Origin of the sequence: Pseudomonas sp. RA_15y_Pfl1_P11, assembly GCF_963970975.1 — a bacterium.
GTDB classification, from domain to species: Bacteria; Pseudomonadota; Gammaproteobacteria; order Pseudomonadales; family Pseudomonadaceae; genus Aquipseudomonas; species Aquipseudomonas tritici.
This window is the reverse complement of sequence record NZ_CAXAOY010000029.1, coordinates 21191-47292: the sequence shown is the minus strand read 5'-3', so window position 1 is coordinate 47292 and position 26102 is coordinate 21191. Positions and strand designations below refer to the sequence as shown.

The following is a 26102-nucleotide window of genomic DNA, read 5'->3' as shown; positions in this document are numbered from 1 at the left end:
AGTTGAAAAGGTCGCCGAGGTCGAGCAGGTGCTGCTGAACAGACATAAAAAATCCGATGCCAGATATCTGGCATCGGATTTTCTAGGAACTTCGACGTGAGCTCAAATGCTTAAGTGAACAGCATTACCTCTTACGAGGGGCTTCTTATGGAGCACGACTGCATCACGTCATCTGAATGATGGTCTGCATAATGGTGCTCTGGGTGGAGATGGTCTTGGCGTTCGCCTGGTAGTTGCTCTGGGCCTTGATCAGGTCCACCAACTCGTTGGTCAGGTTGACGTTGGAGTTCTCCAGGGAGTTGGCCACGATCGAACCCAGGGTACCGGATTGCGGAGTGTCGTAACCCGGTTGACCCGAGGCGAAGGTCTCTCTCCAAGTGGTGCCGCCCGACGGCTGCAAACCTTGTTCGTTGTTGAAGCTGGCCAGGGAAATCTGGCCGATGGCCTTGCTCTGCTGGTTGCTGAACGTGGCGAACAGTACGCCGCTGCCGTCGATTTTCAGGCCGGTGATCTGCCCGGTAGCGTAACCATCGGTGGTCGGCGGGTTGCGGTAACTGGCCGAGTTGTACTGGGTGACATTGCCCAGATTGACGGCAATATCCGGCGCTGTAGCGTTGTTTGGCGCCCATGTACCGTTGGTCACCGTACCCGGGACCCAACCCGTGAGTGTCAGGGTCGTGCCGACCACACCTGTACCGGTGACCCCCAGAAGCTTACCGGCACCGTCAAAGGTATAGGTCGCCGGCACGGGGGCGGTGGCGCCGGTGGTTGTAGGCTTAGAGCCATCCAGGTTACGGCCGTCGATCAACGTGTAAGCCTTCCACTCGTTGGCGTCCGATTTCACCATGTACTGCACCATTTCGTGGGAGTTACCCTGGGCGTCATACAACGTGGTGCTGTTCTGGGTGGTAAAGGTGCTCGTATCAGTAGGATCAAACAGCTTGGTAACCTGGTCGATCACCGGCGACGACGAGTTCAGGTTACTGGTGGAATCCACCTTGGTGGACGCCTTGGGTGGCAGGTACGACAGGTTCAGTTGCAGGTCGGTCAAGCCGCCCTTGACGATTTGGCCGTCCGCGTCCGCGGCGTAGCCTTGCAAGCGCGAAGTGCCGGTATTGTTGGTGATATAGCCGTCTTTGTCGGCACGGAAGGCACCGCTGCGGGTGTACTCCAGCGAGCCGTCGCTGCCCTTCTGAACGAAGAAGCCACCGCCCTGGATCGCCATGTCCAGTACGCCACCGCTGTTGTTGACGTCACCCTGGGTGAACTGCTGGGACACAGCCGCCAGGTTCACGCCGTTGCCGATGCTGTTCTGGCCGGTGCCCAGCTTGGAGGCCGCGTAGATGTCCGCGAACTCCGCACGGGACGACTTGAAGCCAGTGGTCGCGACGTTGGCGATGTTGTTGCCGGTCACGTCCAGTTGTTTGTTGGCCGCATAGAGGCCGCTAAGGCCGATATTAAAAGACATGTTTCTCTCCCTCTGCCGTAGTTAGCCGGCTCTATGTACCGATAGTCTGGATTTGCGACAGCCTGACGCTGCCCATGCCGCCTGCAAGGTTCAGCAGCATTTCGCCGCCGGTCTTGCTCAACGTCACGCTGGTTACCGTTGCCGGCAGCGAAGTTGCCAAGGCAACCGCGTCGCCGTTGTCATTCTTGGTAGTGGCCGCGAAGGTGTAAGTGCCCGCTGGGGCGACCTCACCCTTGTCGTTCTTGCCATCCCAGATAAAGTCGGAGTTGCCTGCACTCTGGGCGCCCGTATCAATAGTGCGCACCACGTTGCCGTCTTTGTCGGTGATCTTGATGGCGACGTTGCCTGTCGCCGCAGTCACTGCAACTGAACCGGTCATGCTCTTGCTGGTGTCCACCAGCGCCTTGTCGGTCTGGGTGATGATCGAACGCCCTACCAGCGACGACGCCTGCAAAGCTTGCGACGAGCTGAAGTTGCTCGAGATGTTGTTCACCGAGTCGTTCAGGGTGTTGATGCCTTCCAGGCTGCTGAACTGCGCCAACTGGGCCACGAACGCGCCGTTGTCTTGCGGCGACAACGGGTCCTGGTTTTTCAGTTGGGTCACCAGCAGTTGCAGGAACGCATCCTTGCCCAGCGACTGGCTGCCCGTCGCCGTCTTGGCTGCATCACCGACGCTGCTGTTGTCTGTCGCGGCCTTGACCTTGGAGTTGAAAAGGTCCTGGACTGCCGTGTTGTTACTCGTATCAACGATGGCCATTATTTGGCGCCCCTTATCACTGACCCAGGGTCAGGACCTTCTGCATCATGGTTTTGGCGGTGTTCATCATTTCCGCATTGGTCTGGAACGAACGGCTGGCGGAAATCATGTCGGCCATTTCCTCAACCACGTTGACGTTGGGGTAGTAGACATAACCCTTTTCGTTCGCGGCGGGATGGTTGGGTTCGTAGCGGGCTTCAAGGTTGCTCTGGTCTTCGACCACACCAAGCACCTGGACGCCAGAACCGGCATTACCCTGGTCCTGGAACAGCGAATCGCTGCCGCCAGCCTGGCCACCCTGGAACATGGTGGCGAACACCGGGTGACGGGCACGGTAGGTCTGGTCAATGCTCGAAGACACGGTCTCGGCGTTGGCGATGTTACTGGCGACGGTGTTCAAACGCGTGGTCTGCGCGCTCATGCCACTGCCGGCAATATTGAAAACACTGGACAGGGACATGGCTTACTCTCCACGCAGGGCTGACATCAGCCCTTTGAATTTGCTGTTAAGCAGGGTGAAGCTGGCTTGAAAGTTCACCGAGTTCTCGGCATAGGCCGATTGCTCCAGCTGGGCGTCGACGGTGTTCTGGTCGATCGACGGCTGCATCGGCGTGCGATACAGCAACGACTCGTCACCATTGCTCAGGCCTTGCGCTTCAATATGACGGCTGTTGGTCATGTTCAAGGCGAAGGTGCCGTTTTTGGTCTTGTCCTGCTGTGCGGCGAGCACGGCGGAGAAGTCCAGATCCCGAGCCTTGTAGTTCGGGGTGTCGGCGTTGGCAATGTTGTTGGCCAGGACTTCGGCACGCTGGGCGCGGAAGCCCAGGGCTTGTTCGTGGATACCGAGCGCTTTATCGAAGCTGATGCTCATGGCGGAAACCTTTAGGCTGACCTGCTTTTCGTTAACAGAGCTATAGCAAGGTGCATGCCAATCTTGCGCAGGCCCGTATATCAAGGGTTTGCGAGGCGGTTGCCGGCGGCAATGCCAGAAAAGCGGCAAGGGGTTTCCGCGTGGCGCCAGTAAAGCGGCAATGGAGGGTTGCCGCTATTGGGAGAATTGCCACAAAAAAAAGTGGGAGCGGGCTTGCCCGCTCCCACCTTTAGATTTGCGTACTATTTAGCCTGGTAGATGATCCCCGGGCTGCACTGCACCATCTGGTAATGATCCGGCAAACCGTTCAGCGCTTCGGATGCACCGAGGAACAGATAGCCGCCCCGCTTGAGCGTACCGTGGATGCGCAGCAGGATGTCCTTCTTCACTTCAGCGGAGAAATAGATCAACACGTTGCGGCAGAACACCATGTCGAACTTGCCCAGGCTGGCGTAGCTGTCGAGCAGGTTGAACGAGCGAAACTCGACGCGGCTCTTGATCGGCGCCTTGATTGCCCAGCGTCCCGCCCCTTTGGAGTCGAAGTAACGCTGCAGGCGCTCCGGGGACAAGCCACGGCCCAGGGCAAGGCTGTCGTACTCGCCGGTCTTGCAGTTGGTGAGCATGGTGCCGGACAGGTCGGTGGCCACGATTTGCGCCCCGGCCTTCAACTGGCCCATGTTGGTCCGCTCGAACTCATCGATGGACATCGAGATCGAGTACGGCTCCTGCCCCGAGGAGCACGCCGCCGACCAGATGCGCAGGCGCTGGCCCGGGCTGGCCTTGATGGCCTCCGGCAGCACTTTGCTCTTGAGCACTTCAAAGGGGTAGGTGTCGCGAAACCACAGGGTTTCGTTGGTGGTCATGGCATCGACCACCATTTCCTTGAGCCCGCTGCGCGGCTGCCCCTGGATGCGCTGGACCAGCTCACCCAACGACTTGATGCCCTGCTGCTCCATCAGTTTGTTGAGACGGCTGGATACCAGATACTGCTTGTTTTCACCAAGCAATATGCCACAGGCCTTTTCCAGGAAGACCCGGAACTGTTCAAAATCCAAATTACCTGTAGACACTGATACCGCCTCTTAAATCGTGTGATCGCCAGGGAAAAAGCCCCTAGCCGTGATCTGCTGCTTTGATCCGCTCGACGACCCGGGATGCCAGGTCATCGGGGCGGAATTTGGCCAGGAAGTCATCGGCACCGACCTTCTTGACCATTGCCTGGTTGAATACACCCGACAACGAAGTATGCAGGATGATATGTAATTTTTGCATGCGTGGATCGTTGCGTATCTCGGCCGTGAGGGTATAGCCGTCCATTTCCGGCATCTCGATGTCGGAGATCATCATCAAGAATTCTTCTTCTGGCTTCTTGCCGTCATCCACCAGCTTGCGCAGGTAGTCCAACGCCTGGCGACCATCGTTCAGAGCCACCACTTCCACGCCGACGGTTTGCAGGCAACGGGTCACCTGTTTACGTGCCACAGAAGAGTCGTCCACCGTCAACACGCGCAGGGAGACTGCCTTGTGCGCAGTTTCAGCGTCCACCACACCCACGGAAATCGATTCCGACGTGGGTGCCACTTCGGCGAGGATTTTTTCCACGTCGATGATTTCGACCAACTGGTTATCTACCCGCGTCACTGCCGTGAGGTAATGATCGCGACCCGTGCCCTTGGGCGGCGGATGGATCTCCTCCCAATTCATGTTGACGATGCGTTCCACCGAGCGCACCAGGAAACCCTGGGTCTTGGTGTTGTACTCGGTGATGATCACGAATGGATTCTGGCGATCCTGCAAACCTGCAGAACTGGTGGCCAGGGCCAGATCAAGAATCGGGATCGTCGCGCCACGGATATTGGCAACGCCGCACACCACCGGGCTGGACTTGGGCATGATCGTCAGCTTGGGGCATTGCAGCACTTCCCGCACCTTGAACACGTTGATGCCATACAGCTGTTTGCCATCCAAGCGAAAAAGCAACAACTCCAGGCGATTCTGCCCTACCAGCTGTGTGCGCTGGTTTACTGAATCCATTACTCCTGCCATGCCCAGACTCCTACGCTAAAACCTTTGAGGGTGCGACGCGCACCCAACGCTAAACGGCACGAGCTTTGCTATTTATTGATTATGGACATTAAAACGACGGTTTCCCGACGCTCCAACCCTACACGGTTTTGCAGATTGTTCTGCACACCGCTGGCGATACTCGCCCTCGCCTTGGGCCTGAGCGCCACAGCCCGCGCAGATAACGTCACCCTGCCTGATCTACTTATCGGCGTCACTCAAGGCTTTCTTGAGTTCACTGTAGAAGATTATCTGGCGACCACCCAGACGCCAGGGCGTTATGAAATCCAGGTCAACCAGTTGGACCCGCGTTTGCGCATGCCAATGTGCGACAAGGAATTGACAGCCACCCTGGAAAGCCCGGCACAGCCCATCGGCCGCGTGACGGTCAAGGTTCGCTGCGACGGCGCCTCGCCCTGGACCGTGTTCGTGCCGGCCCAGGTCAAGTTGTTTCGCGATGTGGTGGTGGTGGCCCGCCCACTCAAACGCACCGGCATCATCGGTTTCGAGGACGTTGTGTTGCGCGAGCGCGACATCAGCATGATCAGTCAGGGCTACCTGACGTCCCTCGATCAGGCCATCGGGCAGAAATTGACCCGACCAGTGGTCACTGACCAGGTGATCACGCTGGTGCATCTTGAGCAGGCAGAGGTGATTCGCAAAGGCGAACAGGTGGTCATTTCCGCCAGCAGTGGTGCACTGCAGGTAAAAATGCCGGGGGAAGCCTTGTCCAACGGCGGTATGAGCGAACAGATACGCGTCAAGAACCTCAATTCCAACCGGGTAATCAAGGCCAGGGTAACGGCGCCGGGGCAAGTCGAGGTCGCTTTATAGATTGCTGGTAGTGGACGCTGGCTTTTTCTACACTGTGCACGAGATGTTCCGTGCGGAGATTTATTGTCATTCGCGCCTAAAGTTAATCCGGGTATTGCCGAAAACATGGCAAGCGTCCAAATACCCAGAGGTTTTTTATCATGGTCATCGATTTCAGTCGTTTGAATAACGCCCCATCAACGGCAGGCACTACGCGTTCCAAGGAAAGCGTGGAAGCCAAGGCCCAGCCTCTGCCAGCCAAGGCAGAACAGGCCAGCGTCAGCCAGAGCGGGGAATCCGTACACCTGAGCAATGAGGCTCAACAGTTGCAGAAGGTCACTGACTCGCTGCGCGATCAACCGGTGGTCAATAAAGCCCGTGTGGCTGAATTGAAACAGGCAATCGCCGATGGCAGCTATAAAGTCGACAGCAACCGTGTAGCCAGCAAGCTGCTTAACTTCGAAGCCGAGCGCTAGGCAAAGGCCTGCGCCGGGCTTTTGGACGCTTAAAACCCAAGGCCAGCCATGCATCACGACGAAAATCTGCTTCAGCTGATCATTGATGATCTAGCGCCGACGCAACAGCTGCTCGAGCTGCTCAGGGAGGAATCCCTGGCCCTCTACGGCCGCGATATGCCCTTGCTGGAAGAAATTCTGGCGCGCAAGCAGTCGTTGATTGTCCTGCTGGAACAGCACGGCAAAAAACGCAGTCAGATCCTCATCAGCCTGGGCCTGCCCGCCGACCAGGACGGCCTGGCGCAGCTGGCCAGCCACTCCTCGGTCGGCGACCAATTACTGGCCCAGAGCAAAGAACTCAATCAATTGCTCTCCTTGTGCCAGGAAGCCAACCGGCTCAACGGTCAGTCGATCCAGCTTCAGCAAGCTACGACCGCCAACCAGTTGCGTATACTTCACGGCGGTGAGCCTCCGGCGCTATATAACGCGCAAGGCTCCACCTCGCGCCTGGTCAAGCCAAGCACCCGCAGCCAAGCCTGACGCCCGTTTACAGCGCGGCCTATCCAAGGCGCGCAACATACTGGCAGAATGCCTGCTCTTGCGTGTAGTCGTATTTTGTCTGGAGATGGAAGAACCGTGTTCAACGCCCTTAATGCGGAAGATGCCCCGCAGCCACCCAAGGTCCTCACCACCCCTCTGGAAATCGCCAGCACCTTGCGGATGCTGCAAGAAAGCCATGACCCGCTGATCATCACCTTCCATGAACGCAGCCAACGCTTCCAGAGCTACTTGGTGGACGTCAATCGGGACGGCGGTACCCTCGCCCTGGATGAAATGATCCCCCGCGACGGTGAACGCCACCTCGAAAATGGCGAACCGTTCCGCATTGAAGGTTTCCATGACGGTGTGCGTATCGCATGGGAAAGCAACGGTACGCTTACCGTAAGCGAAAAGGACGGCCACCGTATTTACACCGGCGGCCTGCCTGACGAGGTGGTCTACCATCAACGGCGCAATGCCTTTCGCGCCGCGTTGAAGTTGGCGCAACTGATCAACATCGAATTGGGCGGCGAGAAACTCCAAGCGCCGGTCAACGGTAAGTTGCTGGATATTTCCGCTACCGGCTGCAAACTGCGTTTTGAAGGCGACATTTCCGAGCGCTTGCAACTGGGCCAGGTCTACGATCGGTTTATCGCGGCACTGCCCTTTGGCAGCATGACCACCTCGGTCGAACTGCGTTATCTGCATTTCGAAGAAAGGATCAACACCACCTTCGCCGGCGTGCGCTTCCATAACATGAGTGGTTTGGTGCAGCGTCAGGTCGAGCGTTTTGTATACCAGCTCCAACGTGAAGCACGGCGCTTCGACAAAGACGACGATTTTTAAGGCTTAACAACCGCCATAAAAAACGGGCAGATCCTTGAGGGATCTGCCCGTTTTTGCTTTCAGGGACGCGCCCTGCTCAAGTCATGCGGATGCTCTTCGGGCCCCAGCGGCTCCGGCGGCCCCTCAAAGGGCGGCTCATCCGTCGGTGGTTGCGGCTCGGTCTCCGGCTCCGGGTCGGGAACGGTGTTTTGCATCTGCTCTTGCACCACCTGCTCATCAACCCGCGGGTCCAGGGCAGCGACCAGCGGTGAGCTGGACATACTGTCAGGCATCGCCACGTGATGCAGTGGCGCATCTTCCACTTGGTGCAGGTTGGTCACGGCTTTCGGGCGGATGCGCCATACCAGGATCACCGCGCACAGACTGAAGAACGCGTACAGCATCTGACTGCCAAAGAGCTTCATCACCACGCCCGCCAACAAAGGCCCGATGCTGGCGCCGACACCGTAGGTCACCAGCAGCATCGCTGTCAGGGAGACCCGACGATCACCTTCGACGTGGTCATTGGAAAACGCCACGGCCAACGGGTACAGGCAAAACTGCACCAGCGAGCACAAGAACCCAGCGACAAACAGCACTTCCAGGGGGACTTTGGACATGATGGCCAGCGGCAACGCCGCCACCGCGAGGCACAAGGCAAAACAGCGGATCAGCAGCGCCCGGTCATACCGATCCGATAACCAGCCAAGCGGCCATTGCACCAGCAGGCCGGCAAAAATGCAGCTACCCATGAACAAGCCGACCTGCTCGGTGCTGAGCCCTTGCTGCGACGCATAGAGCGGCGCCAGACCGTAGAAAGAACCGACAATCAAGCCCGACCCCAGCACAGTACTCAGTGACTGTGGCACGCGCTTGATAAAGAAGCGCGGCTCCATCGGCGCCGGATGCAGCGGTGCCGGGTGAATACGCTGGGTCATGGCCACCGGCACCAGGCACAGGGCAAAACACAGCGCGACCAGCATCAGCAATTCAAGGCCAAGCTGGGGGTGCATGACCAGGATCAGTTGACCGAGCACCAGGCCCAGGTAGGACGCAATCATGTAACCGCTGAACACCACCCCACGCTGCTTGACGTCGGCCTGCTCATTGAGCCAGCTTTCGATCACCATGTACTGGCACATCATCCCCAGGCCTACGATGATCCGCAGCACAATCCAGGCCGGCAGCCAGTCGACCAGGCCATGGCCCAACACCGCTGCGCCGACAATCCCAGCACAGGTGGCATAGGCGCGGATATGCCCGACCCGGGCAATCAGGCGGTGCCCGATCTTGCCTCCCAGCACCAGGCCAAAATAGTTGGCCGCCATCAGCGCACCCACCCACAGGCTGTCGACATGGTCCGCCGCCAGGCGCAACGCCAGGTAGGTACTGAGCAAGCCGGAGCCGATCAGCATCATCAAAGAGGCGAAATAAAGGGCTCGAAAAGATTTCCAGATTTGGCGCATCGGCGTTCCGAGCGGCTCCTTGCGGTGAGAGGTAGGACTATCGGCATGATAGTCCGGGGTGGCCGGGTCCGGACAGGCAACATTCGCTGTTTCCGGGGATTATTGTGCGTAATAGCTCAGACGCTGCCCGACCGCTTGCAAGGTACATAAGTTGAGATAAATACACCGCGCACGTGCTGAGAACCCTGAACACCGACAAGGTTCGACAAAGTATCGAAAATGCTCGGCCGTCAGGGCTTATGGCTTTCACAAAGCGTCACTCCACGTAACGCAACCACTGGTGCGTGCGACCTGAGATCGCCTCTGTGACTGCACGGACCCGTGCTGGCAGGCTTTCATCGTCAGTGTTGTAGAGCGCACAAAAATCCTTCGCAACGCGGTCAGCCAAGGATATATCGGGCGGCTCAGCACGAATGAAGTCGTCGGATAACCGATGTATTCACCCATCTCGAAGCACGCTGGAGGCAACCCGATGATGTCCTGCGCCGATGCGTCGCCCATCCCCAGATTATTGCGCGCATGCCCTGAGGTGTAACGGGCCTGGGACAGATCATCAAGCGAGAATAAGGGCTTAAAACCAGGGTGGGTGTCAGCCAGCTTACGATAAGCCCCGGTCAGATCATCGATGCTGGTAATGCCGCTCACGCGGTATTCATCGCATGTACCTATAGACGGGTTATCACGCGTGCCATTACCGCAAAATTGAATATCCATCAAAGGTCGCCTACTCCCTGCTGTCACTTGATCAAACGGATGTGGCGGGTGCCGTGAATAGGCAGCGATAATGCCCCTGATTACCATCACGCGCCCGCAAAGGTGTAGCACCTGTGGCAAAATAGCGCACCCTGGAAAAATTTACTTCATCCGTTAAAGCGGGCTAAATAGTGGCCCCTTTACGGCGATTTCATTTATGGGTTCGTTGAAGCGCATCAGCCCCTGGATCGCCTGCCTGGCGGTCTTGCTGAACCTGTTCGCCATGCCCTTGAGCCGTGCGATGCAGACGCCCGACACGCGCCTGATGCTCTGGGGCGGGTTCTGTTCGGGTGGAAACTCGAGCGCGTTGCCTCAAGCATTCAGCAAAGTAATCGATGCCTTACAGGTACCTCAGTCGAAATCGGTCATGCAACACGGTGACTGCTGTTGTGGCCACGCCGGACTGGCCGCATTACCCTCCAACTACTACCGGCATTTTCTGCCGCAGTACACACCCGATACCTCCCTCGAAAATCCAGAGTTGCCAACCCGGCACCCAAGGATTCGTTGGCCCAGCCTCAGTCCACGCGCCTCCCCCCTCGCCTGATCACAACACCGCGACATTGTCCGGTGCAGCTCTCTTTAAATCCTTTTAGCGGCCCGCGAAGGACGCTGAACGCCCTTAAAGTTTCTTGATCATCAGGAAGTGCGTGCTATGCCTGCTCCATTGCCTTTGCGTCACGCAAAGCGTTTGCCTGTGCCCCGTCCCCTGTGGCCGATGATGTCCGCTGGTTTATTCGCAATAAGCCCCTTGTGCTCCGCGTTGGCTGACGTCACCAAGGTGGAAGACTCAACGTTGACCCTCGGCACAGTAAATGTTCAAGCGGCGCCCAGCGGCCCATTGAGCACCAGCACCGTCCTCAGCTCGGTAGATATCCTGGGGGCAGACATCCTCGAAAAGATGCCCGTCAATTACAGCTGGGAACTGTTCAGCCGCGCCCCGGGAGTGATGCTTACGGAGTTCAACCAAGGCACCACCTCCGGCAAGATCTCCTTGCGAGGCTTCAACGGCGAAGGGGAAGTGAATGCGGTCAAATTGCTGATCGACGGAATCCCAAGCAATAGCAACGACGGCAACATGCCGTACATGGACATGATTTTTCCCATGGAGCTGGACAGCATCGAGGTGGTGCGTGGCACCAGCGATGCGCGTTATGGCCTGAATAACATCGCCGGCAACGTCAATATGCTGACCCGCACGGGTGGCGACTACACAAAAGCGCGGCTTCGTTATGGCAGCTTCAATACCCAGGAGGCCCAACTCGCCAAAGGCATTGAAAGCAGCAACTGGACTCAAAACTATTTCTTCGCCTATCAGAAGTCCGAGGGCTACCGGGATCATGCCGAAGCCGACAAGTTCTCAATGTCAGGCAAATGGTTCTATACGCCCGACGATGCCAGCTACCGCATCGGCCTGATCGCACGTCACTACGAAACCGAGGCTCTGGAGCCGGGCTATCTGGCTGAGGACGATGCACGTCATCACCCCGAGATGACCAACCGTTTCAATGCCACGGATAAAGGCACCCGGCGCATGAACCAGGTCAGCCTGCATTTCGATACCGACCTGGCTGATACGCTCGCCTGGTCAGCCAAGACTTACGTCAACACCTTCGATGACAGGCGCTGGACGCAATACTGGCAAACAAGCTCGCAGCAGGAGCGCGACACCTACGAGACTCAATACGGCGCCCTCACGTCATTGACGTGGCGCCCGGACGTCAGCGGGCTATACGATTTTGCCCTGGAAGGTGGTGCAGACGTACAACAACAGCAAAACAAGAGCGAACGCTATCGCACCAAAGACCGTGCACGCCTGGCGACCACTCGCAATCAACAGTTCGACTTCGACACCTACGGCGCTTATATCCAAGCCGAGATCAAACCTTTCGAGTCACTGAAGATCGTACCGGCCTACCGGGTCGACAAGATCCAGGGTGACTTCACCAACGAAATGACCGGCGCCGACTTCGACATCAACGATTACGGACTGATCAAGCAGCCGAAGATCAGCGTTGTCTATTCCCCATGGGAGGTCGCCAGCGTTTACGCAAACTGGGGGCGCACCTTTCAGGTAGGCACGGGAGCGGCGGCCTATAAAATTCCGCCCCGGGATACTGACCTGGCACCTTCGATCAACGAAGGTTGGGAAACGGGCATCAAGTTCACGCCGGCTGACTGGGTCGATGGGCGAGTCGCCTATTGGCAGCAAGAGGCCTCTGGGGAAGTCAGTCGCAGGCTTAATGACCCGAGCGGCGAGTCCGATAACGTCGGTGAAACCCGGCGGTGGGGCTATGACTTGCAAATGAACCTGCACCCTGACGACCGCACCGAAATTTGGATGGCGTACTCGTGGCAGTACTCGAAAATACTCCGGCCGAGCGCAACGCTGCCTAACAGCAAAGGTCAGGAAATCGATCACATCCCGCATCACCTTTACAACGCAGGCATAAGCTATGACGTGACACCTGCCTTACAGCTCACCGCCTGGATGAACGGCCAGACTCACTATTATCTGGAGCGGGAAAACACCAAAGGAACCTATGGCGGCTACGTGCTGGTTAACCTGGGTGCAACCTACAAGGTGACGCAGTCCGTCAGCGTCGACCTACAACTAAAAAACCTTACAGACCGATACTATGAATACGTCTGGTACGACCCGGATGGTGCACAGGCATCCCTGCATTCTCCAGGTGATGGGCGCGCGCTTTACACCGGCGTAACTGTGGACTTCTGAGCGGGGGCATTGCGCAGGTCAATATGGGCTGCGCAGCCCGGGGCACGGAGATGCCGTACCGAGCAGAGGGAGGGTAGCTGAAAGCCTTGAGGTAGATGGTGTCCCAGGGCCGGTTCGAACGGCCAACCTTCCCCTTAGGAGGGGGATGCTCTATCCAATTGAGCTACTGGGACAAATGACAGTCGTCTGGCCAAGGGCACGGCGACGGACGGCGTGCATGTTAACGGCCGAGGTGGGTTTTGTCATGTCGTCCGTCGGCTTTTTGAGTGTAGGCCGATCCCTGCGCGGCTGATCGCAGTTTCGCCCCGTAAATCCGGGCACTTGCCGCCATCGTGCAAAATGCACTCCCTCAAAATGCCATCATTGCAAATTGCAACCTTTCGTACCTTTAAAGTACACTTAAACCATTGATTTTATTGGATTAATGGATTGGCACGAGACCTGCAATACTTCTCCTACAAACCCAACAGGCCACGGCGTTAAGCGGAGAACATGACCATGAACAGTGCCCTTCTGTTAGCCCTCAACACCGTAGCCTTGGCTGCATTAGCAACATTCCATTTTCAATCGACTGGCGCTGACGATCCTGCGCAGATCAGTCAGGCTGTCCCGCATCACCTGCAACAGCGGCCGCAACTGGCGGTAATGACGCCCAACGCGCAATCGCTGGTACGCCTGACCGAAGGCACCCAGGCTGCACCTGCATCTGAACACTGGGTTTTCTAAGGAAATCGTAAATGACCAAATCTGCCTGGCTGTTTTTGTGCCTGACCGCCTTCACCGGCGCTGTGGGCTTGGGCGCCGAATCGCAAGACGGCCAAACCACCGCATTTATTGCCACCGGTGTGTTTGCCAGCCTGTTGTTGATCTCCCTCATTGTCGGTCGTCGTATCAAGTTCGACCCTGTCCTGCGCTGATCCCCTCCTACCTTACGTCGCCTTGTTCTGGCTAATCGGCAGATTGCCACTATTCTTAAAACTAAGGGCAAAGTGCCACCTTGCTGTAGGATGTTCGGCCTCAAGCCCTGTGCTGGTCTGGAGTTATGGGAAGTTCCCTCGCGGAATCACCCGTAGAAGATTTTTCAAACCAGTCCGCAAAAAAACAAATGAGTGCTGGCATAAAGCCTTTAGTCAGTTCAATATTTGTCACAGAATTGACGCCAAGGAACTGGCAAATCTGAGGCATGATGCGGCCTCTTTGCAATTCGGGTTGAACTTTGGTCGTGAGTCTTGTCTTAACATTCATCTTGCGGCCAATTCCAAAAACCGCTCCCCTGAACTAACCGGTTAAATATATGCGCCCATTGAAACAGGCAATTTATTCCAGCCGTACGGCTGACAAGTTCGTCGTACGTCTGCCAGACGGAATGCGTGAACGCATTGCCGAGGTGGCTCGCAATCATCACCGCAGCATGAACTCCGAAATCATCGCGCGCCTGGAACAAAGCCTCATTCAGGAAGGTGCGCTGGGCGACGAGTTGAGCATGCGTCTGGACAGCCCCGAGCTGTCGCTGCACGAACGCGAACTGCTGCAGCGTTTTCGCCAGCTTTCCCACCGCCAGCAAAATGCTCTCGTCTCGCTCATCGCGCACGACGTTGAGGCGGCCGCAGAAGCCAATTGATTTGCAGCTGAAAGCCAAAGCCAGCCCTGTGCTGGCTTTTTTTTGCCTGGAATTTGTATAGGCATCCACACATTTTGATGTGCTGGTGCTACGCCGGGAGCTCGTTAGGGGGCAGACTTGCCCCCTCCGAAAGGGATCAGAGCAGGAAAATTGTTGCCAAGCCCAGGAAGATGAAGAATCCACCACTGTCGGTCATGGCTGTGATCATCACGCTGGCACCCATCGCCGGGTCCCGCCCAAGACGCGCCAGGGTCATGGGGATCGACACCCCCATCAGGGCCGCCAACAGCAGGTTGAGGGTCATGGCAGCAGTCATCACCACGCCGAGCGACCAACTGCCATATAGCAAGTAGGCCACCACACCGATCACCCCACCCCACACCAACCCGTTGATCAGGCCCACGGCCAGCTCTTTGCGCAACAGACGCGATGAGTTAGCCGTACTCACTTGGTCCAGCGCCATCGCGCGCACGATCATCGTGATCGTCTGGTTGCCGGAGTTGCCACCAATACCAGCCACAATCGGCATCAATGCCGCCAGGGCTACCAGCTTCTCAATGGAGCCTTCGAACAAGCCGATCACACGCGAGGCAATAAAGGCGGTAACCAGATTGACCGCCAGCCAGGCCCAGCGGTTACGCAGCGAACGCCAGACCGACGCAAAGATATCTTCCTCTTCACGCAAACCCGCCATGTTGAGGACTTCAGTTTCACTCTCTTCACGAATCAGGTCGACGATCTCATCGATGGTCAAACGGCCAATCAATTTACCGTTCTTGTCGACCACCGGCGCCGAGATCAAGTCATAACGCTCGAATGCTTGCGCCGCGTCGTAGGCATCTTCATCTGGGTGAAAACTCACCGTATCGCTGGCCATTAAATCCGCAACCATCTTGTCGGGATCATTGACCAACAGACGCTTGATCGGCAGTACACCCTTGAGAATGCCTTCGTAGTCGACCACGAACAGCTTGTCGGTGTGACCAGGCAGCTCTTTCAGCCGGCGCAGGTAGCGCAGGACCACTTCCAGGCTGACGTCTTCGCGGATGGTGACCATCTCGAAGTCCATCAGCGCGCCGACTTGATCCTCATCGTAAGACAACGCAGAGCGCACGCGCTCGCGCTGTTGCGTGTCCAGCGCCTCCATCAGCTCATGGACAACATCACGTGGCAGCTCGGGGGCAAGGTCAGCCAGCTCATCGGCGTCCATCTCCCTGGCCGCAGCCAGGAGCTCATGATCGTCCATGTCGGCGATCAGGGTTTCACGGACTGAGTCGGATACTTCGAGCAGGATGTCGCCGTCACGATCAGCCTTGACCAATTGCCAAAGGGCCAGTCGGTCATCCAGCGGAAGGGCTTCGAGAATATAGGCGACGTCGGCGGAGTGCAGGTCATCGAGCTTGCGTTGCAGCTCGACGAGGTTTTGCCGGTGGACAAGGTTTTCGACCAAGTCGTTATTCGGGCCATCCTGGCGGTGCGTAAGGTCTTCGACCACGCGCTGGCGCTGCAGCAGCTCAATGACTTGAGCCAAGCGATCCTGCAGGCTGTCTTGTGTTTTTTTCTTTACTTCTACTTCGGTCATAGGCGAACTCCACTCCCAGCAGCGGGGCACGCCGGAAGGATCAATCAGTCAATTCATGATTGGTAAAACGGGGTACTGAGTAACTACTGGGTAAGTCCATGGAGGTATTCCACAAGCCCCGGCGGGGCTGACGGGCGCAATGATACACCGCCCGGCCACTTTAAACGTTAAAAAACTGGAAAGAACAAGCGCTTGCGAGCCAACGCTAAGCATTGGCTGCATCTATGAACTGCGACGACGCAGTGTGGAAGGAAAACACATGAGAGAAGCGAAAAAGAAAAAATCCTACACAAACTCCAGACGGCAAAAAGCCCGCACTAGGCGGGCTTTTTGTTTGTATGGTGCACTCGACAGGATTCGAACCTGTGACCGCTCGGTTCGTAGCCGAGTACTCTATCCAGCTGAGCTACGAGTGCAGATTGTGTTTTTAGACCAGATCACAACTGGTTGCAACCGAATCACCTGCATTGCTGCAACTGACTCTTAATTGGTGCACTCGACAGGATTCGAACCTGTGACCGCTCGGTTCGTAGCCGAGTACTCTATCCAGCTGAGCTACGAGTGCATTTGTTGCCGCGCATTATAGGCCGTTCAATCTCTATGTAAAGCTATTTTTTCGAGTAACTTCAACAACTTACCGAAAAAACCAGATTGCAACGTACTAAGCAAATAATGGCGGAGAACGGGGGATTCGAACCCCCGACACCCTTTTGAGGTGTACTCCCTTAGCAGGGGAGCGCCTTCGGCCACTCGGCCAGCTCTCCGCAACACGGGGCGTATATTAACCACGTTCATCCCCGTTTGCAAACATAAAAAACGATAAAAATTAAAGGCTTGGTTCTTCGTCCTTCTCTTTCTTGATCCGCAGGTAGATTTCCTCGCGGTGCACCGCTACCTCTTTCGGAGCGTTAACCCCGATACGTACTTGATTGCCTTTGACGCCAAGCACGGTCACGGTGATTTCGCCATCACCGATAATCAGGCTTTCTGCGCAACGACGAGTCAGAATCAACATACCTTTCTCCTCACGCATTTCAGTTCAGGAACAACAGTCTGCAAAAAAAAGGCATTCGACCTACAACCTAAAAGCCGTAGCTCTACCACCTAAGTATTGTCGAGCCCACGCAAAAGAACATGCGCCCTACAAAAAAATGAAAGGCGCGGTAAACCGCGCCTTTCTGGCACTGCATCACTCGCCCTGTCGGGCCGGAGCGTCCAGCTCAAAAGCGGTATGCAGCGCACGTACAGCCAGTTCCAGGTACTTCTCTTCGATCACCACCGAAACCTTGATTTCCGAGGTAGAGATCATCTGGATATTGATGCTTTCCTTGGCCAGGGCCTCAAACATACGGCTGGCAACGCCGGCATGCGAACGCATGCCCACACCCACGATCGACACCTTGGCAATCTTGGTGTCGCCGATCACTTCGCGGGCACTGATTTCCTTCGCAGTGTTCTGCAGGATCCGCTCCGCCGCATCGTACTCGTTGCGGTGCACGGTGAAGGTGAAATCGGTGGTGTTATCGTGCGATACGTTCTGCACGATCATGTCGACTTCGATGTTCGCGCCGCTGATAGGGCCCAGGATTTTGAACGCCACGCCCGGGGTGTCTGGCACGCCACGGATGGTCAGCTTGGCTTCATCACGGTTGAAAGCGATACCGGAAATGATTGGCTGTTCCATGGATTCCTCTTCATCAATAGTAATGAGGGTGCCCGGACCCTCTTTGAAGCTGTGCAATACGCGCAGCGGAACGTTGTACTTGCCGGCAAACTCCACCGCGCGGATCTGCAACACCTTGGAACCAAGGCTGGCCATTTCCAGCATCTCTTCAAAGGTGATCTTATCCAGGCGCTGAGCCACGGACACTACACGCGGATCGGTGGTATAGACGCCATCCACATCGGTGTAAATCTGACATTCATCGGCCTTGAGCGCCGCCGCCAGCGCCACGCCGGTGGTATCTGAACCGCCACGCCCGAGGGTGGTGATATTGCCCTGCTCATCCACACCCTGGAAGCCCGCTACAACTACCACGCGGCCGGCTTTTAGATCAGTGCGAATTTTCTGATCATCAATTTGCAGGATGCGCGCCTTGGTATGCGCGCTGTCAGTGAGGATACGCACCTGGCTGCCAGTGTAGGACACCGCCGGCACACCGCGCTTATTCAGCGCCATGGCCAGCAAGGCGATGGTCACCTGCTCGCCGGTGGACACGATCACATCCAGCTCACGCGGGAGCGGCTGTTGATCACCACTGATTGCCTTGGCCAGATCGATCAGGCGATTGGTCTCGCCGCTCATGGCCGACAGCACCACCACCAGGTCGTCGCCAGCATCGCGGAATTTCTTAACCTTGTCGGCCACCTGCTCGATTCTTTCGACAGAGCCGACCGAGGTGCCTCCAAATTTCTGTACGATCAAAGCCATTTCTAAGCCGCCTCAGCCCGTAAAGGGGCGCCTGATAACCAATCAACCAGCACCGAACCCGCCCGCGACTAGACCACGGGCTGATTAACAGTGCCTTAAATACCTGCCTCGACAAACGGCACGGTCAGGGCCAGGGCTGCGTCCAGGGCGCCAGCGTCTACACCACCGCCTTGCGCCATGTCCGGACGACCACCGCCCTTCCCGCCCACTGCCGCGGCGGCTTGCTTCATCAAATCACCGGCCTTGAGTTGGCCAGTCAGGTCCTTGGTTACACCGGCAACCAGAACGACCTTATCCTCATGGACACCGCCGAGCAGGATCACTGCGCGGCCGAGCTTGTTCTTCAACTGATCGACCAAGGCCAACAGCGCCTTGCCGTCCTGACCGTCCAGGCGCGCAGCCAACACTTTCACGTCCTTGACGTCCACCGCAGAAGCCGACAAATCATCGCCCGCCGCACTGGCCGCCTTGGCCTGCAACTGCTCCAGCTGTTTCTCCAGCGCACGGTTGCGCTCCAGCACAGCGGACAGCTTGTCGATCAGGTTGTCGCGACTGCCCTTGACCAGGCTGGCCGCTTCCTTGAGTTGTTCTTCAGCCGCATTGAGGTAGGCCAGGGCTGCAGCGCCAGTGACGGCCTCGATACGACGCACACCGGACGCTACACCCCCTTCGCTGATGATTTTCAGCAGGGCGATGTCGCCGGTACGGTTGGCGTGGATACCGCCACACAGCTCCACAGAGAAACTGCCGCCCATGCTCAAGACACGCACGTTGTCGCCGTACTTCTCGCCGAACAGCGCCATGGCGCCTTTGGCCTTGGCGGTCTCGATGTCGGTTTCTTCGGTTTCTACTGGGGTGTTCTTGCGAATCTCAGCGTTGACGATGTCTTCCAGGGCCTTGATCTGCTCGGGCTTGATCGCTTCAAAGTGGCTGAAGTCGAAGCGCAGGCGCTGGCTGTCAACCAACGAACCTTTCTGCTGAACGTGCTCGCCCAGTACCTGGCGCAGCGCGGCGTGCAGCAGGTGAGTGGCCGAGTGATTCAACGCGGTCGCATGGCGTACATCGGCATCGACCTGGGTGTCCACCGGCGCACCAACCGTCAAGTTGCCCAGCACTAACACACCGTGATGCAGGAACGCACCGCCGGTCTTGGTGGTGTCGCGCACCTCAAAACGGCCGGACGTCGAACTCAGGAAACCACAATCACCAATCTGGCCACCCGACTCGGCGTAGAACGGCGTCTGGTCGAGGACCACAACCGCCTCTTCGCCTTCACTCAACACGTCGACCGACTTGCCGTCTTTATAGAGGGCAACGATCTTGGCAGCGCCAACGGTAGCCTTGTAACCGATGAATTCGGTGGGCACGTCAACCTTGACCAGGGTGTTGTAGTCAAGGCCAAAGGAGCTGGCGGAGCGAGCACGCACGCGCTGGGCTTCCATCTCACGCTCAAAACCCGCTTCATCAATGGTCAGCTCACGCTCACGGGCGATGTCGGCGGTCAGGTCCATCGGGAAGCCATAGGTGTCATACAGCTTGAACACCACATCGCCTGGCACCACGGAGCCTTTGAGTTCAGCCAGGTCCTGCTCGAGGATTTTCAGGCCGTGTTCGAGGGTCTTGGAGAACTGCTCCTCCTCAGCCTTGAGCACGCGCTCGATAGTGCTTTGCTGCTGCTTGAGTTCCGGGAAGGCTTCGCCCATCTCGGCAACCAGTGCGGCCACGATTTTGTAGAAGAAGCTGCCAGTGGCGCCCAGCTTGTTACCGTGACGGCAGGCGCGACGGATGATACGGCGCAGCACATAGCCACGGCCTTCGTTGGACGGCAACACACCGTCGGCGATCAGGAAACCGCAGGAACGGATGTGGTCAGACACCACCTTGAGGGAAGACTGGCTTTCATTGGCACACCCAATCGCCGCGGCCGACGCGCTCAACAACTGGGTGAACAGGTCGATTTCGTAGTTGGAGTGAACGTGCTGCAGCACCGCACTGATCCGCTCCAGGCCCATGCCGGTATCCACCGACGGCGCAGGTAGCGGATGCAACACGCCATCGGCGGTGCGGTTGAACTGCATGAACACGTTGTTCCAGATCTCGATGTAACGGTCGCCGTCTTCTTCGGGCGAACCCGGGGGGCCACCCCAGATGTCGGCGCCGTGGTCGTAGAAGATCTCGGTGCAAGGGCCACACGGGCCGGTATCGCCCATGGTCCAGAAGTTGTCGGAAGCGTACGGCGCACCCTTGTTGTCGCCGATGCGAATCATGCGCTCGACGGGCACGCCGACTTCCTTGGTCCAGATGTCGTACGCTTCGTCGTCCGTGGCGTACACGGTAACCCAGAGTTTTTCCTCTGGCAGCTTCAACACGCCGGTCAGGAAGGTCCAGGCGAACGTAATCGCATCTTTCTTGAAGTAGTCACCAAAGCTGAAGTTACCCAGCATTTCGAAGAACGTGTGGTGGCGGGCGGTGTAGCCCACGTTTTCCAGGTCACTGTTCTTGCCGCCGGCACGCACGCACTTCTGGCTGCTGGTGGCGCGGGTGTAGGCGCGCTTTTCCTGGCCCAGGAAGCAGTCCTTGAACTGGTTCATCCCCGCGTTAGTGAACAGCAGGGTTGGGTCATTGCCTGGGATCAAGGAGCTGGAGGCGACACGGGTGTGACCTTGCTCTTCGAAGAAGCGAAGGAAGGCTTCACGGATTTCTGCGCTTTTCATTAGGTTCTTCCACGGAGGCTGCGGCCAAAGGCCAGTGCGCAACATCATCAGACGGAGCGACGGCAAAGGGCCGCATTATATCGGCCCTTTGCCGGGGGTACAGCGTGTTTATACGATTGAACGGTTCAATTAGACGGTCTGCAGGCTCATTTGCGCGAAAACTCGACGAATGCCTGCACGACTTGCTCGATCTGCGCCCGACTGACATCCCTATGCGTGACCATGCGCAGGCGCGGCGCAGTGCTCAACTTGATACCACGCTCGGCAGCAAAAACCTTCAAGGCTTCGGCCCGATCACCGATCTGCACGTAGACCATGTTGGTCTGTACCGGCTCCACTTCATAACCCACTTTGCGCAGCTCATCGCCCAGCCATTGGGCGTTAGCGTGGTCGTCGGCCAGGCGCTGCACCTGGTGATCCAGCGCATACAGCCCGGCCGCCGCCAGGGAACCGGCCTGGCGCATGCCGCCGCCGACCATCTTGCGCAGGCGCCTGGCCTTGGCGATCAACGCCGTGGAACCGCACAACACTGAGCCAATCGGCGCGCCAAGGCCCTTGGACAGGCACACCGACACCGAATCAAAGTGCTTGGCAATCTCACGCGCCTCCACGCCCAGCTTGACCGCGGCGTTGTAGAGCCGTGCGCCATCCAAATGCAGGGCCAGACCCTGTTCCCGGGTGAATGCCCTCGCCTTCGCCAGGTAGTCCAGCGGCAATACCTTCCCCTGCATGGTGTTTTCCAGTGCCAGCAGGCGGGTACGGGCGAAATGGAAGTCGTCCGGCTTGATCGCCGCCAGCACTTGGTCCAGGTCCAGGGAGCCATCCGCCTGCACGTCCAGCGGTTGCGGTTGGATCGAACCCAACACCGCTGCCCCGCCACCTTCGTATTTGTAGGTGTGGGCCTGCTGGCCGACGATGTATTCCTCGCCACGCTCACAGTGAGCCATCAACGCCAGCAGGTTGCTCATGGTTCCGGTAGGCACGAACAGCGCAGCGGCAAAGCCCAGGCGCTTGGCCAGCTCGGCCTCCAGACGATTGACGCTGGGGTCTTCGCCATACACATCATCGCCGCTGACAGCAGTGGCCATGGCGTCGAGCATGCCGGGAGTGGGTTGGGTCACGGTGTCGCTGCGCAGGTCGATCACAGACATGAAACAAGCCTCTAGGGGTTCAGTAAGTTCTTTTTGTGAGTGATTACTGCGGGCAAAGCCACGGAATATCAAGCCCCCGCTGCATTCAATCGAATACCGACCAAACAAACCGATATAGCTTATCGATACGGTGATCGTGCAGTTTGCGAAAAACCGTGTTAAAAACTCTCCGCCGCCAGGGTTCTGGTGGCAACGTTCTCAGGGCGGGGTGCAATTCCCCACCGGCGGTAATTACACGCAATGTGTATAGCCCGCGAGCGCTTGGCGCCTCGAACTGCTCACGCAGGACGGCGACAAGGTCAGCAGACCCGGTGTGATCCCGGGGCCGACGGTCATAGTCCGGATGAAGAGAGAACGGGATTGGCGCCTAAGGGCCGTGCACGAAATGTGCTTGCGTACCCTTAAATCCCATTCGATTCATAACGCCCTGTTTTTTTCTTAAACAGGAGTCAGAACATGCAACCCACCGCAATCGACAGCAAAAGCAAAAACCATCACGGCGAGCGCGTCGCGTTTATCCAGGCCTGCTGGCACAAGGATATTGTCGACCAATCCCGCAAAGGCTTCCTCGCCGAAATGATCGCCCAGGGCTACCAGGAATCGGATATTGATTTCTTTGAAGTCGGCGGCGCCTTTGAAATGCCCCTGCACGCCAAGCTGCTGGCCAAGACCGGCCGCTACGCGGGTATCGTCGCTGCTGCGCTGGTGGTGGATGGCGGCATCTACCGTCACGAATTCGTGGCCCAATCGGTCGTCAGCGGCCTGATGCAGGTGCAGCTGGAAACTGAAGTGCCGGTGTTCTCGGTATCGCTGACACCGCATCACTTCCATGCGGGCACTGAGCACCACACCTTTTTCTACGAGCACTTCGTGCACAAAGGCCAGGAAGCGGCGCGGACCTGCGCCGATACGCTGCACAAAGTGCGTGCGATCCGTCGCAGCGAGCCGCGTGCTGTAGCGGTCTAAACAATACCGCCAGGCCCAGCCTCAGAGCTGGGCTTGTGTGGGAGCTGGCTTGGAATTCAGGCCAAACCAGCGTCCGTCGTCGGCACAATCAATATCCCCGCCCGCAAGCCATTCTTCACCTTCGGGTTGGGAAAGATGATGCGCGCGCCCTCCTCTTCGATCACCCAACGGGTCTTGGCCACGTCTTCGGCCAGCAGATAGCCCTTTTCCAGTTCCGAAAAGTTTTCCACATCCGCCGGCAAGTGCATCAGGAAGGCATCGCTGTGCTTGATCACTTCACGCGCAACGGCGAACAGCTTCAGGCCTTCAAGGCTATCGGTATCAGGCTCAGTGCCTTCAATGATCTGCTTGAGGCGAGTTTCCAGGCGCGACACATCCACACTCTGGTTCTGCCCAAACGGTCGCGCCTTGCCCAACTCCAGCGTGAAGGCCTCGGCTTCCAGCTGCTCGTAGGTAAACGCGGTGAAGGTGATCGAGGTCTTGTTTTGCAGCAGCACCGCTTGCATGCCGGCAGCGTTGAGGCGCGCCAGTTCGTGGCGAGAGTGCTGGCGACCTTCCTTCCACGGATACAGGGCAAACTGCTCGATCTTCGAGCCGCGAATAGCCGTGTGCAGGTCGTAATGCAGGCGCGAACGGTCAGGCACGCTGAAGAAGCTGCGGGCCAATTGCTCAAGCTCGGCGGCACGCATGGCTTCAGGGCCGATGTTTTTTTCATGACGGCCGTTGAACAGCCGGTTGACGTCCAGTTCGAGGTAACGCTCGCCGCGGCGCATGGCCTCGGGGTTGCCGAACAGGAACAGAATACGATTGCGGGGTTTGATCTCCCCACGGGCGATGCCATGCAACAGGCGGTCGAGCAGTTCGATCGGCGCGGTTTCGTTGCCATGGATGCCGGACGACAGCAGCAAGTCGCTGCCTTTGTCCTGGGCTTGCGGCGGGCGCACTTCAAGTGCGCCCTCGCTGAGCCAGCGCATTTGCACGCCGTCGACAGTCAGTTGAATTTTTTGCGCCGGTTCACGACCGGCGAGGGTCAGTTCAAGCAGTTTGCCGAGGGCGAGCATACGCAGCTTCCTTAGTGGTTGCAGCCTGGGCCGTGGACGTGATCGTCGTCATCACCTTCGACGTCGGCCGGTTCCATTTCCAGTTGCAGGCTCATCAGGTTGGTGGCCAATGGGCGCATGAGCAGGTTGGCGTATTCCGCGTCACCTTCTTCCACGTCTACGCCGATCAGCAGTTGGCCACGGCCGTCGTGCTGAATCCAGATTTCCTTGCCCTGCCAGACCACAGCGACGCGGGTGCAGGAGGTTTCCAGCTGGGTGCCGTCGGTGTCTTCAAGGATCAGTTTCAGGGTGTCGGTGGTCATAAAATAACTCTCAGCCATACGGCATTAATTGATCTGGAAAGGATAAACCGAGCCCAGTTTAAGGATTTGCGTCAGTTCATCCAATGCCGTCCGGCACTCCAGCAGCAATTGCGGGTCAGCCAGGTCGGTTTCACGAAGGCTGTCGCGGTAGTGCTTGTCGACCCACTGGGTCAGGGTTTCGTACAACGGTGCAGTCATGATAACGCCTGGATTCACCGCCGCCAGCTCGGCTTCGTTCAAGGCTACGCGCAAGCGCAGGCACGCCGGACCACCGCCGTTCTGCATGCTTTGCTTGAGGTCGAAGACTTTCACTTCACGAATCAGCCCGCCTGAAGCCGTAAGGCTTTGCAGGTAATGCCAGACGCGTTCATTGACGCGGCATTCGTCCGGCACGATCAGCAGCATTGAGCCGTCGGCACGGGTCAGCAACTGGCTGTTGAACAGGTAGGAACGCACCGCGTCCTCGACGCTGACCTGGGCGCGGGGCACGCAAACAGACTGGAAGTTGCCGCCCAACTTGCCCAGTTTGCCTTGCAGCTCGCCAAGCATCTGCTCGGTATTGAGGAACGCGTCCTCGTGATAGAACAACACTTCACCGTTGCCCACCGCGATCACATCATTGTGGAACACGCCGGCATCGATCACCGCCGGGTTCTGCTGGGCGTACACCACACCGTTATCCTTCAAGCCGTGCAGGCGTGCAACTGCCTGGGACGCTTCAAGCGTCTGGCGCGCCGGGTACTTCTGCGGCGCCGGGTAGCGGGGGTCGAACGCACTGCGACCGAACACGAAAAACTCAACGCCGGCCTCACCGTATTCCCGGCAGAAGCGCGTGTGGTTGGCCGCGCCTTCGTCGCCGAACTGCGCCACTGCCGGCAACGCAGCGTGGTGAGCAAAGTGCTTTTCATCGGCAAACATCGCGCCCAGCACACGGCTGGTGGTGGGGTGTTCGATGCTGCGGTGGTATTTGCAATTGAGGTTGGCAGCGGTGAAATGCACGCGGCCGTCGGCCGTATCAGCGCTTGGGCTGACGGTCGCGGCATTGGCTACCCACATGCTCGACGCCGAGCAGCTCGCGACCAGCAAAGGCATTGCCTGCTTGGCCGCCTGCTGAATCACCTGAGCATCGGTGCCGCTGAAACCAAGGCTGCGCAAAGCGGCCACGTCCGGGCGCTCCTGCGGCGCCAATACGCCTTGCACAAAGCCCATGTCCATCAGCGCTTTCATTTTTTGCAGGCCCTGCAACGCCGCTTCCTTGGGGCTTGAATGCTGCTGGCTGTTGCTCTGGGACGCGACGTTGCCGAAGGACAAACCGCCGTAGTTATGGGTCGGCCCCACTAGACCGTCAAAATTGACTTCATAGGATTTCATCGGCGAGGCTCCACGAACATCTGTTTTTATAGGCTTCAAATTACTTGAATACACCACAAATCAAGTGGGAGCGGGCTTGCTCGCGAATGCGCTGGATCAGTCACCTGAAATGTTGAATGACACACCGCTTTCGCGAGCAAGCCCGCTCCCCGAT

Annotated in this window: 26 protein-coding genes, 4 tRNA genes and 1 riboswitch; of the genes, 10 read left to right on the top strand and 20 right to left on the bottom strand. The window is 57.7% G+C overall.

The genetic code is table 11. The features are described 5' to 3' along the window. Positions 1-163: 163 nt before the first annotated feature. The 6 genes from flgE to AACY44_RS26280 all read right to left on the bottom strand — a co-directional run bounded on the left by flgE (position 164) and on the right by AACY44_RS26280 (position 5142). A complete protein-coding gene (flgE, locus tag AACY44_RS26305) occupies positions 164-1468 on the bottom strand; it encodes a flagellar hook protein FlgE (protein ID WP_339420740.1) in 1305 nt (434 codons plus the stop codon). A gap of 31 nt (positions 1469-1499) precedes the next feature. After that, complete coding sequence (gene flgD / locus AACY44_RS26300; protein ID WP_339420741.1) at positions 1500-2225, bottom strand: flagellar hook assembly protein FlgD; 726 nt, start codon at positions 2223-2225, stop codon at positions 1500-1502. Between the two features lie 16 nt (positions 2226-2241). Next, positions 2242-2685 carry a flagellar basal body rod protein FlgC gene (flgC, locus tag AACY44_RS26295; RefSeq protein ID WP_065873987.1) on the bottom strand — a complete coding sequence of 148 codons (444 nt, stop codon included), beginning with the start codon at positions 2683-2685 and terminating at the stop codon, positions 2242-2244. A 3-nt stretch (positions 2686-2688) separates the two neighbouring features. Continuing rightward, positions 2689-3096 (bottom strand): flagellar basal body rod protein FlgB, encoded by a 408-nt coding sequence (flgB, locus tag AACY44_RS26290; RefSeq protein ID WP_010208346.1) that lies wholly within the window; start codon positions 3094-3096, stop codon positions 2689-2691. Between the two features lie 242 nt (positions 3097-3338). Then, positions 3339-4166 (bottom strand): protein-glutamate O-methyltransferase CheR, encoded by an 828-nt coding sequence (gene cheR, locus AACY44_RS26285; RefSeq protein WP_339420743.1) that lies wholly within the window; start codon positions 4164-4166, stop codon positions 3339-3341. A gap of 43 nt (positions 4167-4209) precedes the next feature. Then, a complete protein-coding gene (locus AACY44_RS26280) occupies positions 4210-5142 on the bottom strand; it encodes a chemotaxis protein CheV (RefSeq protein WP_339420744.1) in 933 nt (310 codons plus the stop codon). 81 nt (positions 5143-5223) lie between these two features. Here AACY44_RS26280 and flgA point away from each other — a divergent pair, with 81 nt between their 5' ends. From flgA to AACY44_RS26260, 4 genes are all read left to right on the top strand, one after another. After that, positions 5224-5994, top strand: coding sequence for a flagellar basal body P-ring formation chaperone FlgA (gene flgA, locus AACY44_RS26275; RefSeq protein WP_339420745.1), 771 nt, complete (start codon positions 5224-5226; stop codon positions 5992-5994). A gap of 140 nt (positions 5995-6134) precedes the next feature. Next, positions 6135-6449, top strand: coding sequence for a flagellar biosynthesis anti-sigma factor FlgM (flgM, locus tag AACY44_RS26270; RefSeq protein WP_339420746.1), 315 nt, complete (start codon positions 6135-6137; stop codon positions 6447-6449). 48 nt (positions 6450-6497) lie between these two features. Next, positions 6498-6968, top strand: coding sequence for a flagella synthesis protein FlgN (locus tag AACY44_RS26265; protein WP_339420747.1), 471 nt, complete (start codon positions 6498-6500; stop codon positions 6966-6968). Positions 6969-7064: 96 nt separating this feature from the next. Further along, the gene (locus AACY44_RS26260; RefSeq protein WP_339420748.1) at positions 7065-7814 is read left to right on the top strand and encodes a flagellar brake protein; all 750 of its coding nucleotides are present in this window, start codon (positions 7065-7067) and stop codon (positions 7812-7814) included. Between the two features lie 59 nt (positions 7815-7873). Here the strand turns inward: AACY44_RS26260 and AACY44_RS26255 are convergent, their stop codons facing one another. Beyond that, on the bottom strand, positions 7874-9259 hold the full coding sequence (locus AACY44_RS26255) for an MFS transporter (protein WP_339420749.1): 1386 nt from the start codon (positions 9257-9259) through the stop codon (positions 7874-7876). A gap of 246 nt (positions 9260-9505) precedes the next feature. Continuing rightward, positions 9506-9973, bottom strand: a complete 468-nt coding sequence (locus AACY44_RS26250; RefSeq protein WP_339420750.1) for a hypothetical protein — start codon at positions 9971-9973, stop codon at positions 9506-9508. Positions 9974-10169: 196 nt separating this feature from the next. Here AACY44_RS26250 and AACY44_RS26245 point away from each other — a divergent pair, with 196 nt between their 5' ends. Both AACY44_RS26245 and AACY44_RS26240 read left to right on the top strand, forming a co-directional pair. Then, entirely contained in the window at positions 10170-10559 is a 390-nt protein-coding gene (locus tag AACY44_RS26245; RefSeq protein ID WP_339420752.1) for a DUF2946 domain-containing protein, read from the top strand. 171 nt (positions 10560-10730) lie between these two features. After that, positions 10731-12749, top strand: a complete 2019-nt coding sequence (locus tag AACY44_RS26240) for a TonB-dependent receptor (protein ID WP_339437396.1) — start codon at positions 10731-10733, stop codon at positions 12747-12749. A 96-nt stretch (positions 12750-12845) separates the two neighbouring features. Here the strand turns inward: AACY44_RS26240 and AACY44_RS26235 are convergent. After that, positions 12846-12922, bottom strand: a tRNA-Arg gene (locus AACY44_RS26235). Between the two features lie 325 nt (positions 12923-13247). Between AACY44_RS26235 and AACY44_RS26230 the strand changes: the two genes are divergently transcribed. The 3 genes from AACY44_RS26230 (at position 13248) to AACY44_RS26220 (ending at position 14370) form a co-directional block, all read left to right on the top strand. Then, positions 13248-13475 (top strand): hypothetical protein, encoded by a 228-nt coding sequence (locus tag AACY44_RS26230; protein ID WP_339439428.1) that lies wholly within the window; start codon positions 13248-13250, stop codon positions 13473-13475. Positions 13476-13486: 11 nt separating this feature from the next. After that, a complete protein-coding gene (locus AACY44_RS26225) occupies positions 13487-13666 on the top strand; it encodes a PA3371 family protein (RefSeq protein WP_339420755.1) in 180 nt (59 codons plus the stop codon). Positions 13667-14043: 377 nt separating this feature from the next. Then, a complete protein-coding gene (locus AACY44_RS26220) occupies positions 14044-14370 on the top strand; it encodes an Arc family DNA-binding protein (protein WP_003175643.1) in 327 nt (108 codons plus the stop codon). A 136-nt stretch (positions 14371-14506) separates the two neighbouring features. Here AACY44_RS26220 and mgtE read toward each other — a convergent pair whose 3' ends face one another. The 8 genes from mgtE to ltaE all read right to left on the bottom strand — a co-directional run bounded on the left by mgtE (position 14507) and on the right by ltaE (position 22248). Continuing rightward, the gene (mgtE, locus tag AACY44_RS26215; RefSeq protein ID WP_339420757.1) at positions 14507-15952 is read right to left on the bottom strand and encodes a magnesium transporter; all 1446 of its coding nucleotides are present in this window, start codon (positions 15950-15952) and stop codon (positions 14507-14509) included. A gap of 339 nt (positions 15953-16291) precedes the next feature. Next, positions 16292-16368 (bottom strand) — tRNA-Arg (locus AACY44_RS26210). A 72-nt stretch (positions 16369-16440) separates the two neighbouring features. After that, positions 16441-16517, bottom strand: a tRNA-Arg gene (locus AACY44_RS26205). A gap of 108 nt (positions 16518-16625) precedes the next feature. After that, positions 16626-16716 (bottom strand) — tRNA-Ser (locus tag AACY44_RS26200). Positions 16717-16778: 62 nt separating this feature from the next. Then, on the bottom strand, positions 16779-16967 hold the full coding sequence (csrA, locus tag AACY44_RS26195; RefSeq protein WP_003175645.1) for a carbon storage regulator CsrA: 189 nt from the start codon (positions 16965-16967) through the stop codon (positions 16779-16781). 174 nt (positions 16968-17141) lie between these two features. Beyond that, positions 17142-18383 (bottom strand): aspartate kinase, encoded by a 1242-nt coding sequence (locus AACY44_RS26190; protein WP_049711891.1) that lies wholly within the window; start codon positions 18381-18383, stop codon positions 17142-17144. A 95-nt stretch (positions 18384-18478) separates the two neighbouring features. Then, on the bottom strand, positions 18479-21097 hold the full coding sequence (gene alaS / locus AACY44_RS26185; RefSeq protein WP_339420759.1) for an alanine--tRNA ligase: 2619 nt from the start codon (positions 21095-21097) through the stop codon (positions 18479-18481). Between the two features lie 146 nt (positions 21098-21243). Then, a complete protein-coding gene (ltaE, locus tag AACY44_RS26180; RefSeq protein WP_339420761.1) occupies positions 21244-22248 on the bottom strand; it encodes a low-specificity L-threonine aldolase in 1005 nt (334 codons plus the stop codon). 190 nt (positions 22249-22438) lie between these two features. Further along, a riboswitch (FMN riboswitch) is annotated at positions 22439-22608 on the top strand. 96 nt (positions 22609-22704) lie between these two features. On the opposite strand from ltaE, the gene AACY44_RS26175 reads away from it, so the two are divergent. Further along, on the top strand, positions 22705-23214 hold the full coding sequence (locus AACY44_RS26175; protein WP_065874001.1) for a 6,7-dimethyl-8-ribityllumazine synthase: 510 nt from the start codon (positions 22705-22707) through the stop codon (positions 23212-23214). Between the two features lie 56 nt (positions 23215-23270). Here AACY44_RS26175 and astE read toward each other — a convergent pair whose 3' ends face one another. The 3 genes from astE to astB are packed head-to-tail and all read right to left on the bottom strand — an operon-like array spanning position 23271 to position 25948. Beyond that, positions 23271-24275, bottom strand: a complete 1005-nt coding sequence (gene astE / locus AACY44_RS26170) for a succinylglutamate desuccinylase (protein WP_339420764.1) — start codon at positions 24273-24275, stop codon at positions 23271-23273. An 11-nt stretch (positions 24276-24286) separates the two neighbouring features. After that, positions 24287-24577: a hypothetical protein gene (locus AACY44_RS26165; protein ID WP_003214319.1), complete on the bottom strand. Its 291-nt coding sequence runs from the start codon at positions 24575-24577 to the stop codon at positions 24287-24289. 24 nt (positions 24578-24601) lie between these two features. Continuing rightward, positions 24602-25948 carry an N-succinylarginine dihydrolase gene (gene astB / locus AACY44_RS26160; RefSeq protein WP_339420766.1) on the bottom strand — a complete coding sequence of 449 codons (1347 nt, stop codon included), beginning with the start codon at positions 25946-25948 and terminating at the stop codon, positions 24602-24604. Between the last annotated feature and the right edge of the window lie 154 nt (positions 25949-26102).

Excerpts from the sequence above, each read along its gene's own strand:
- flgE (WP_339420740.1), bottom strand. The coding sequence starts at position 1,468 with ATGTCTTTTAATATCGGCCTTAGCGGCCTCTATGCGGCCAACAAACAA.
- flgD (WP_339420741.1), bottom strand. The coding sequence starts at position 2,225 with ATGGCCATCGTTGATACGAGTAACAACACGGCAGTCCAGGACCTTTTC.
- flgC (WP_065873987.1), bottom strand. The coding sequence starts at position 2,685 with ATGTCCCTGTCCAGTGTTTTCAATATTGCCGGCAGTGGCATGAGCGCG.
- flgB (WP_010208346.1), bottom strand. The coding sequence starts at position 3,096 with ATGAGCATCAGCTTCGATAAAGCGCTCGGTATCCACGAACAAGCCCTG.
- AACY44_RS26280 (WP_339420744.1), bottom strand. The coding sequence starts at position 5,142 with ATGGCAGGAGTAATGGATTCAGTAAACCAGCGCACACAGCTGGTAGGG.
- flgA (WP_339420745.1), top strand. The coding sequence starts at position 5,224 with ATGGACATTAAAACGACGGTTTCCCGACGCTCCAACCCTACACGGTTT.
- flgM (WP_339420746.1), top strand. The coding sequence starts at position 6,135 with ATGGTCATCGATTTCAGTCGTTTGAATAACGCCCCATCAACGGCAGGC.
- AACY44_RS26265 (WP_339420747.1), top strand. The coding sequence starts at position 6,498 with ATGCATCACGACGAAAATCTGCTTCAGCTGATCATTGATGATCTAGCG.
- AACY44_RS26255 (WP_339420749.1), bottom strand. The coding sequence starts at position 9,259 with ATGCGCCAAATCTGGAAATCTTTTCGAGCCCTTTATTTCGCCTCTTTG.
- AACY44_RS26250 (WP_339420750.1), bottom strand. The coding sequence starts at position 9,973 with ATGGATATTCAATTTTGCGGTAATGGCACGCGTGATAACCCGTCTATA.
- AACY44_RS26245 (WP_339420752.1), top strand. The coding sequence starts at position 10,170 with ATGGGTTCGTTGAAGCGCATCAGCCCCTGGATCGCCTGCCTGGCGGTC.
- AACY44_RS26240 (WP_339437396.1), top strand. The coding sequence starts at position 10,731 with ATGATGTCCGCTGGTTTATTCGCAATAAGCCCCTTGTGCTCCGCGTTG.
- AACY44_RS26230 (WP_339439428.1), top strand. The coding sequence starts at position 13,248 with ATGAACAGTGCCCTTCTGTTAGCCCTCAACACCGTAGCCTTGGCTGCA.
- AACY44_RS26225 (WP_339420755.1), top strand. The coding sequence starts at position 13,487 with ATGACCAAATCTGCCTGGCTGTTTTTGTGCCTGACCGCCTTCACCGGC.
- AACY44_RS26220 (WP_003175643.1), top strand. The coding sequence starts at position 14,044 with ATGCGCCCATTGAAACAGGCAATTTATTCCAGCCGTACGGCTGACAAG.
- mgtE (WP_339420757.1), bottom strand. The coding sequence starts at position 15,952 with ATGACCGAAGTAGAAGTAAAGAAAAAAACACAAGACAGCCTGCAGGAT.
- csrA (WP_003175645.1), bottom strand. The coding sequence starts at position 16,967 with ATGTTGATTCTGACTCGTCGTTGCGCAGAAAGCCTGATTATCGGTGAT.
- AACY44_RS26190 (WP_049711891.1), bottom strand. The coding sequence starts at position 18,383 with ATGGCTTTGATCGTACAGAAATTTGGAGGCACCTCGGTCGGCTCTGTC.
- alaS (WP_339420759.1), bottom strand. The coding sequence starts at position 21,097 with ATGAAAAGCGCAGAAATCCGTGAAGCCTTCCTTCGCTTCTTCGAAGAG.
- ltaE (WP_339420761.1), bottom strand. The coding sequence starts at position 22,248 with ATGTCTGTGATCGACCTGCGCAGCGACACCGTGACCCAACCCACTCCC.
- AACY44_RS26175 (WP_065874001.1), top strand. The coding sequence starts at position 22,705 with ATGCAACCCACCGCAATCGACAGCAAAAGCAAAAACCATCACGGCGAG.
- astE (WP_339420764.1), bottom strand. The coding sequence starts at position 24,275 with ATGCTCGCCCTCGGCAAACTGCTTGAACTGACCCTCGCCGGTCGTGAA.
- AACY44_RS26165 (WP_003214319.1), bottom strand. The coding sequence starts at position 24,577 with ATGACCACCGACACCCTGAAACTGATCCTTGAAGACACCGACGGCACC.
- astB (WP_339420766.1), bottom strand. The coding sequence starts at position 25,948 with ATGAAATCCTATGAAGTCAATTTTGACGGTCTAGTGGGGCCGACCCAT.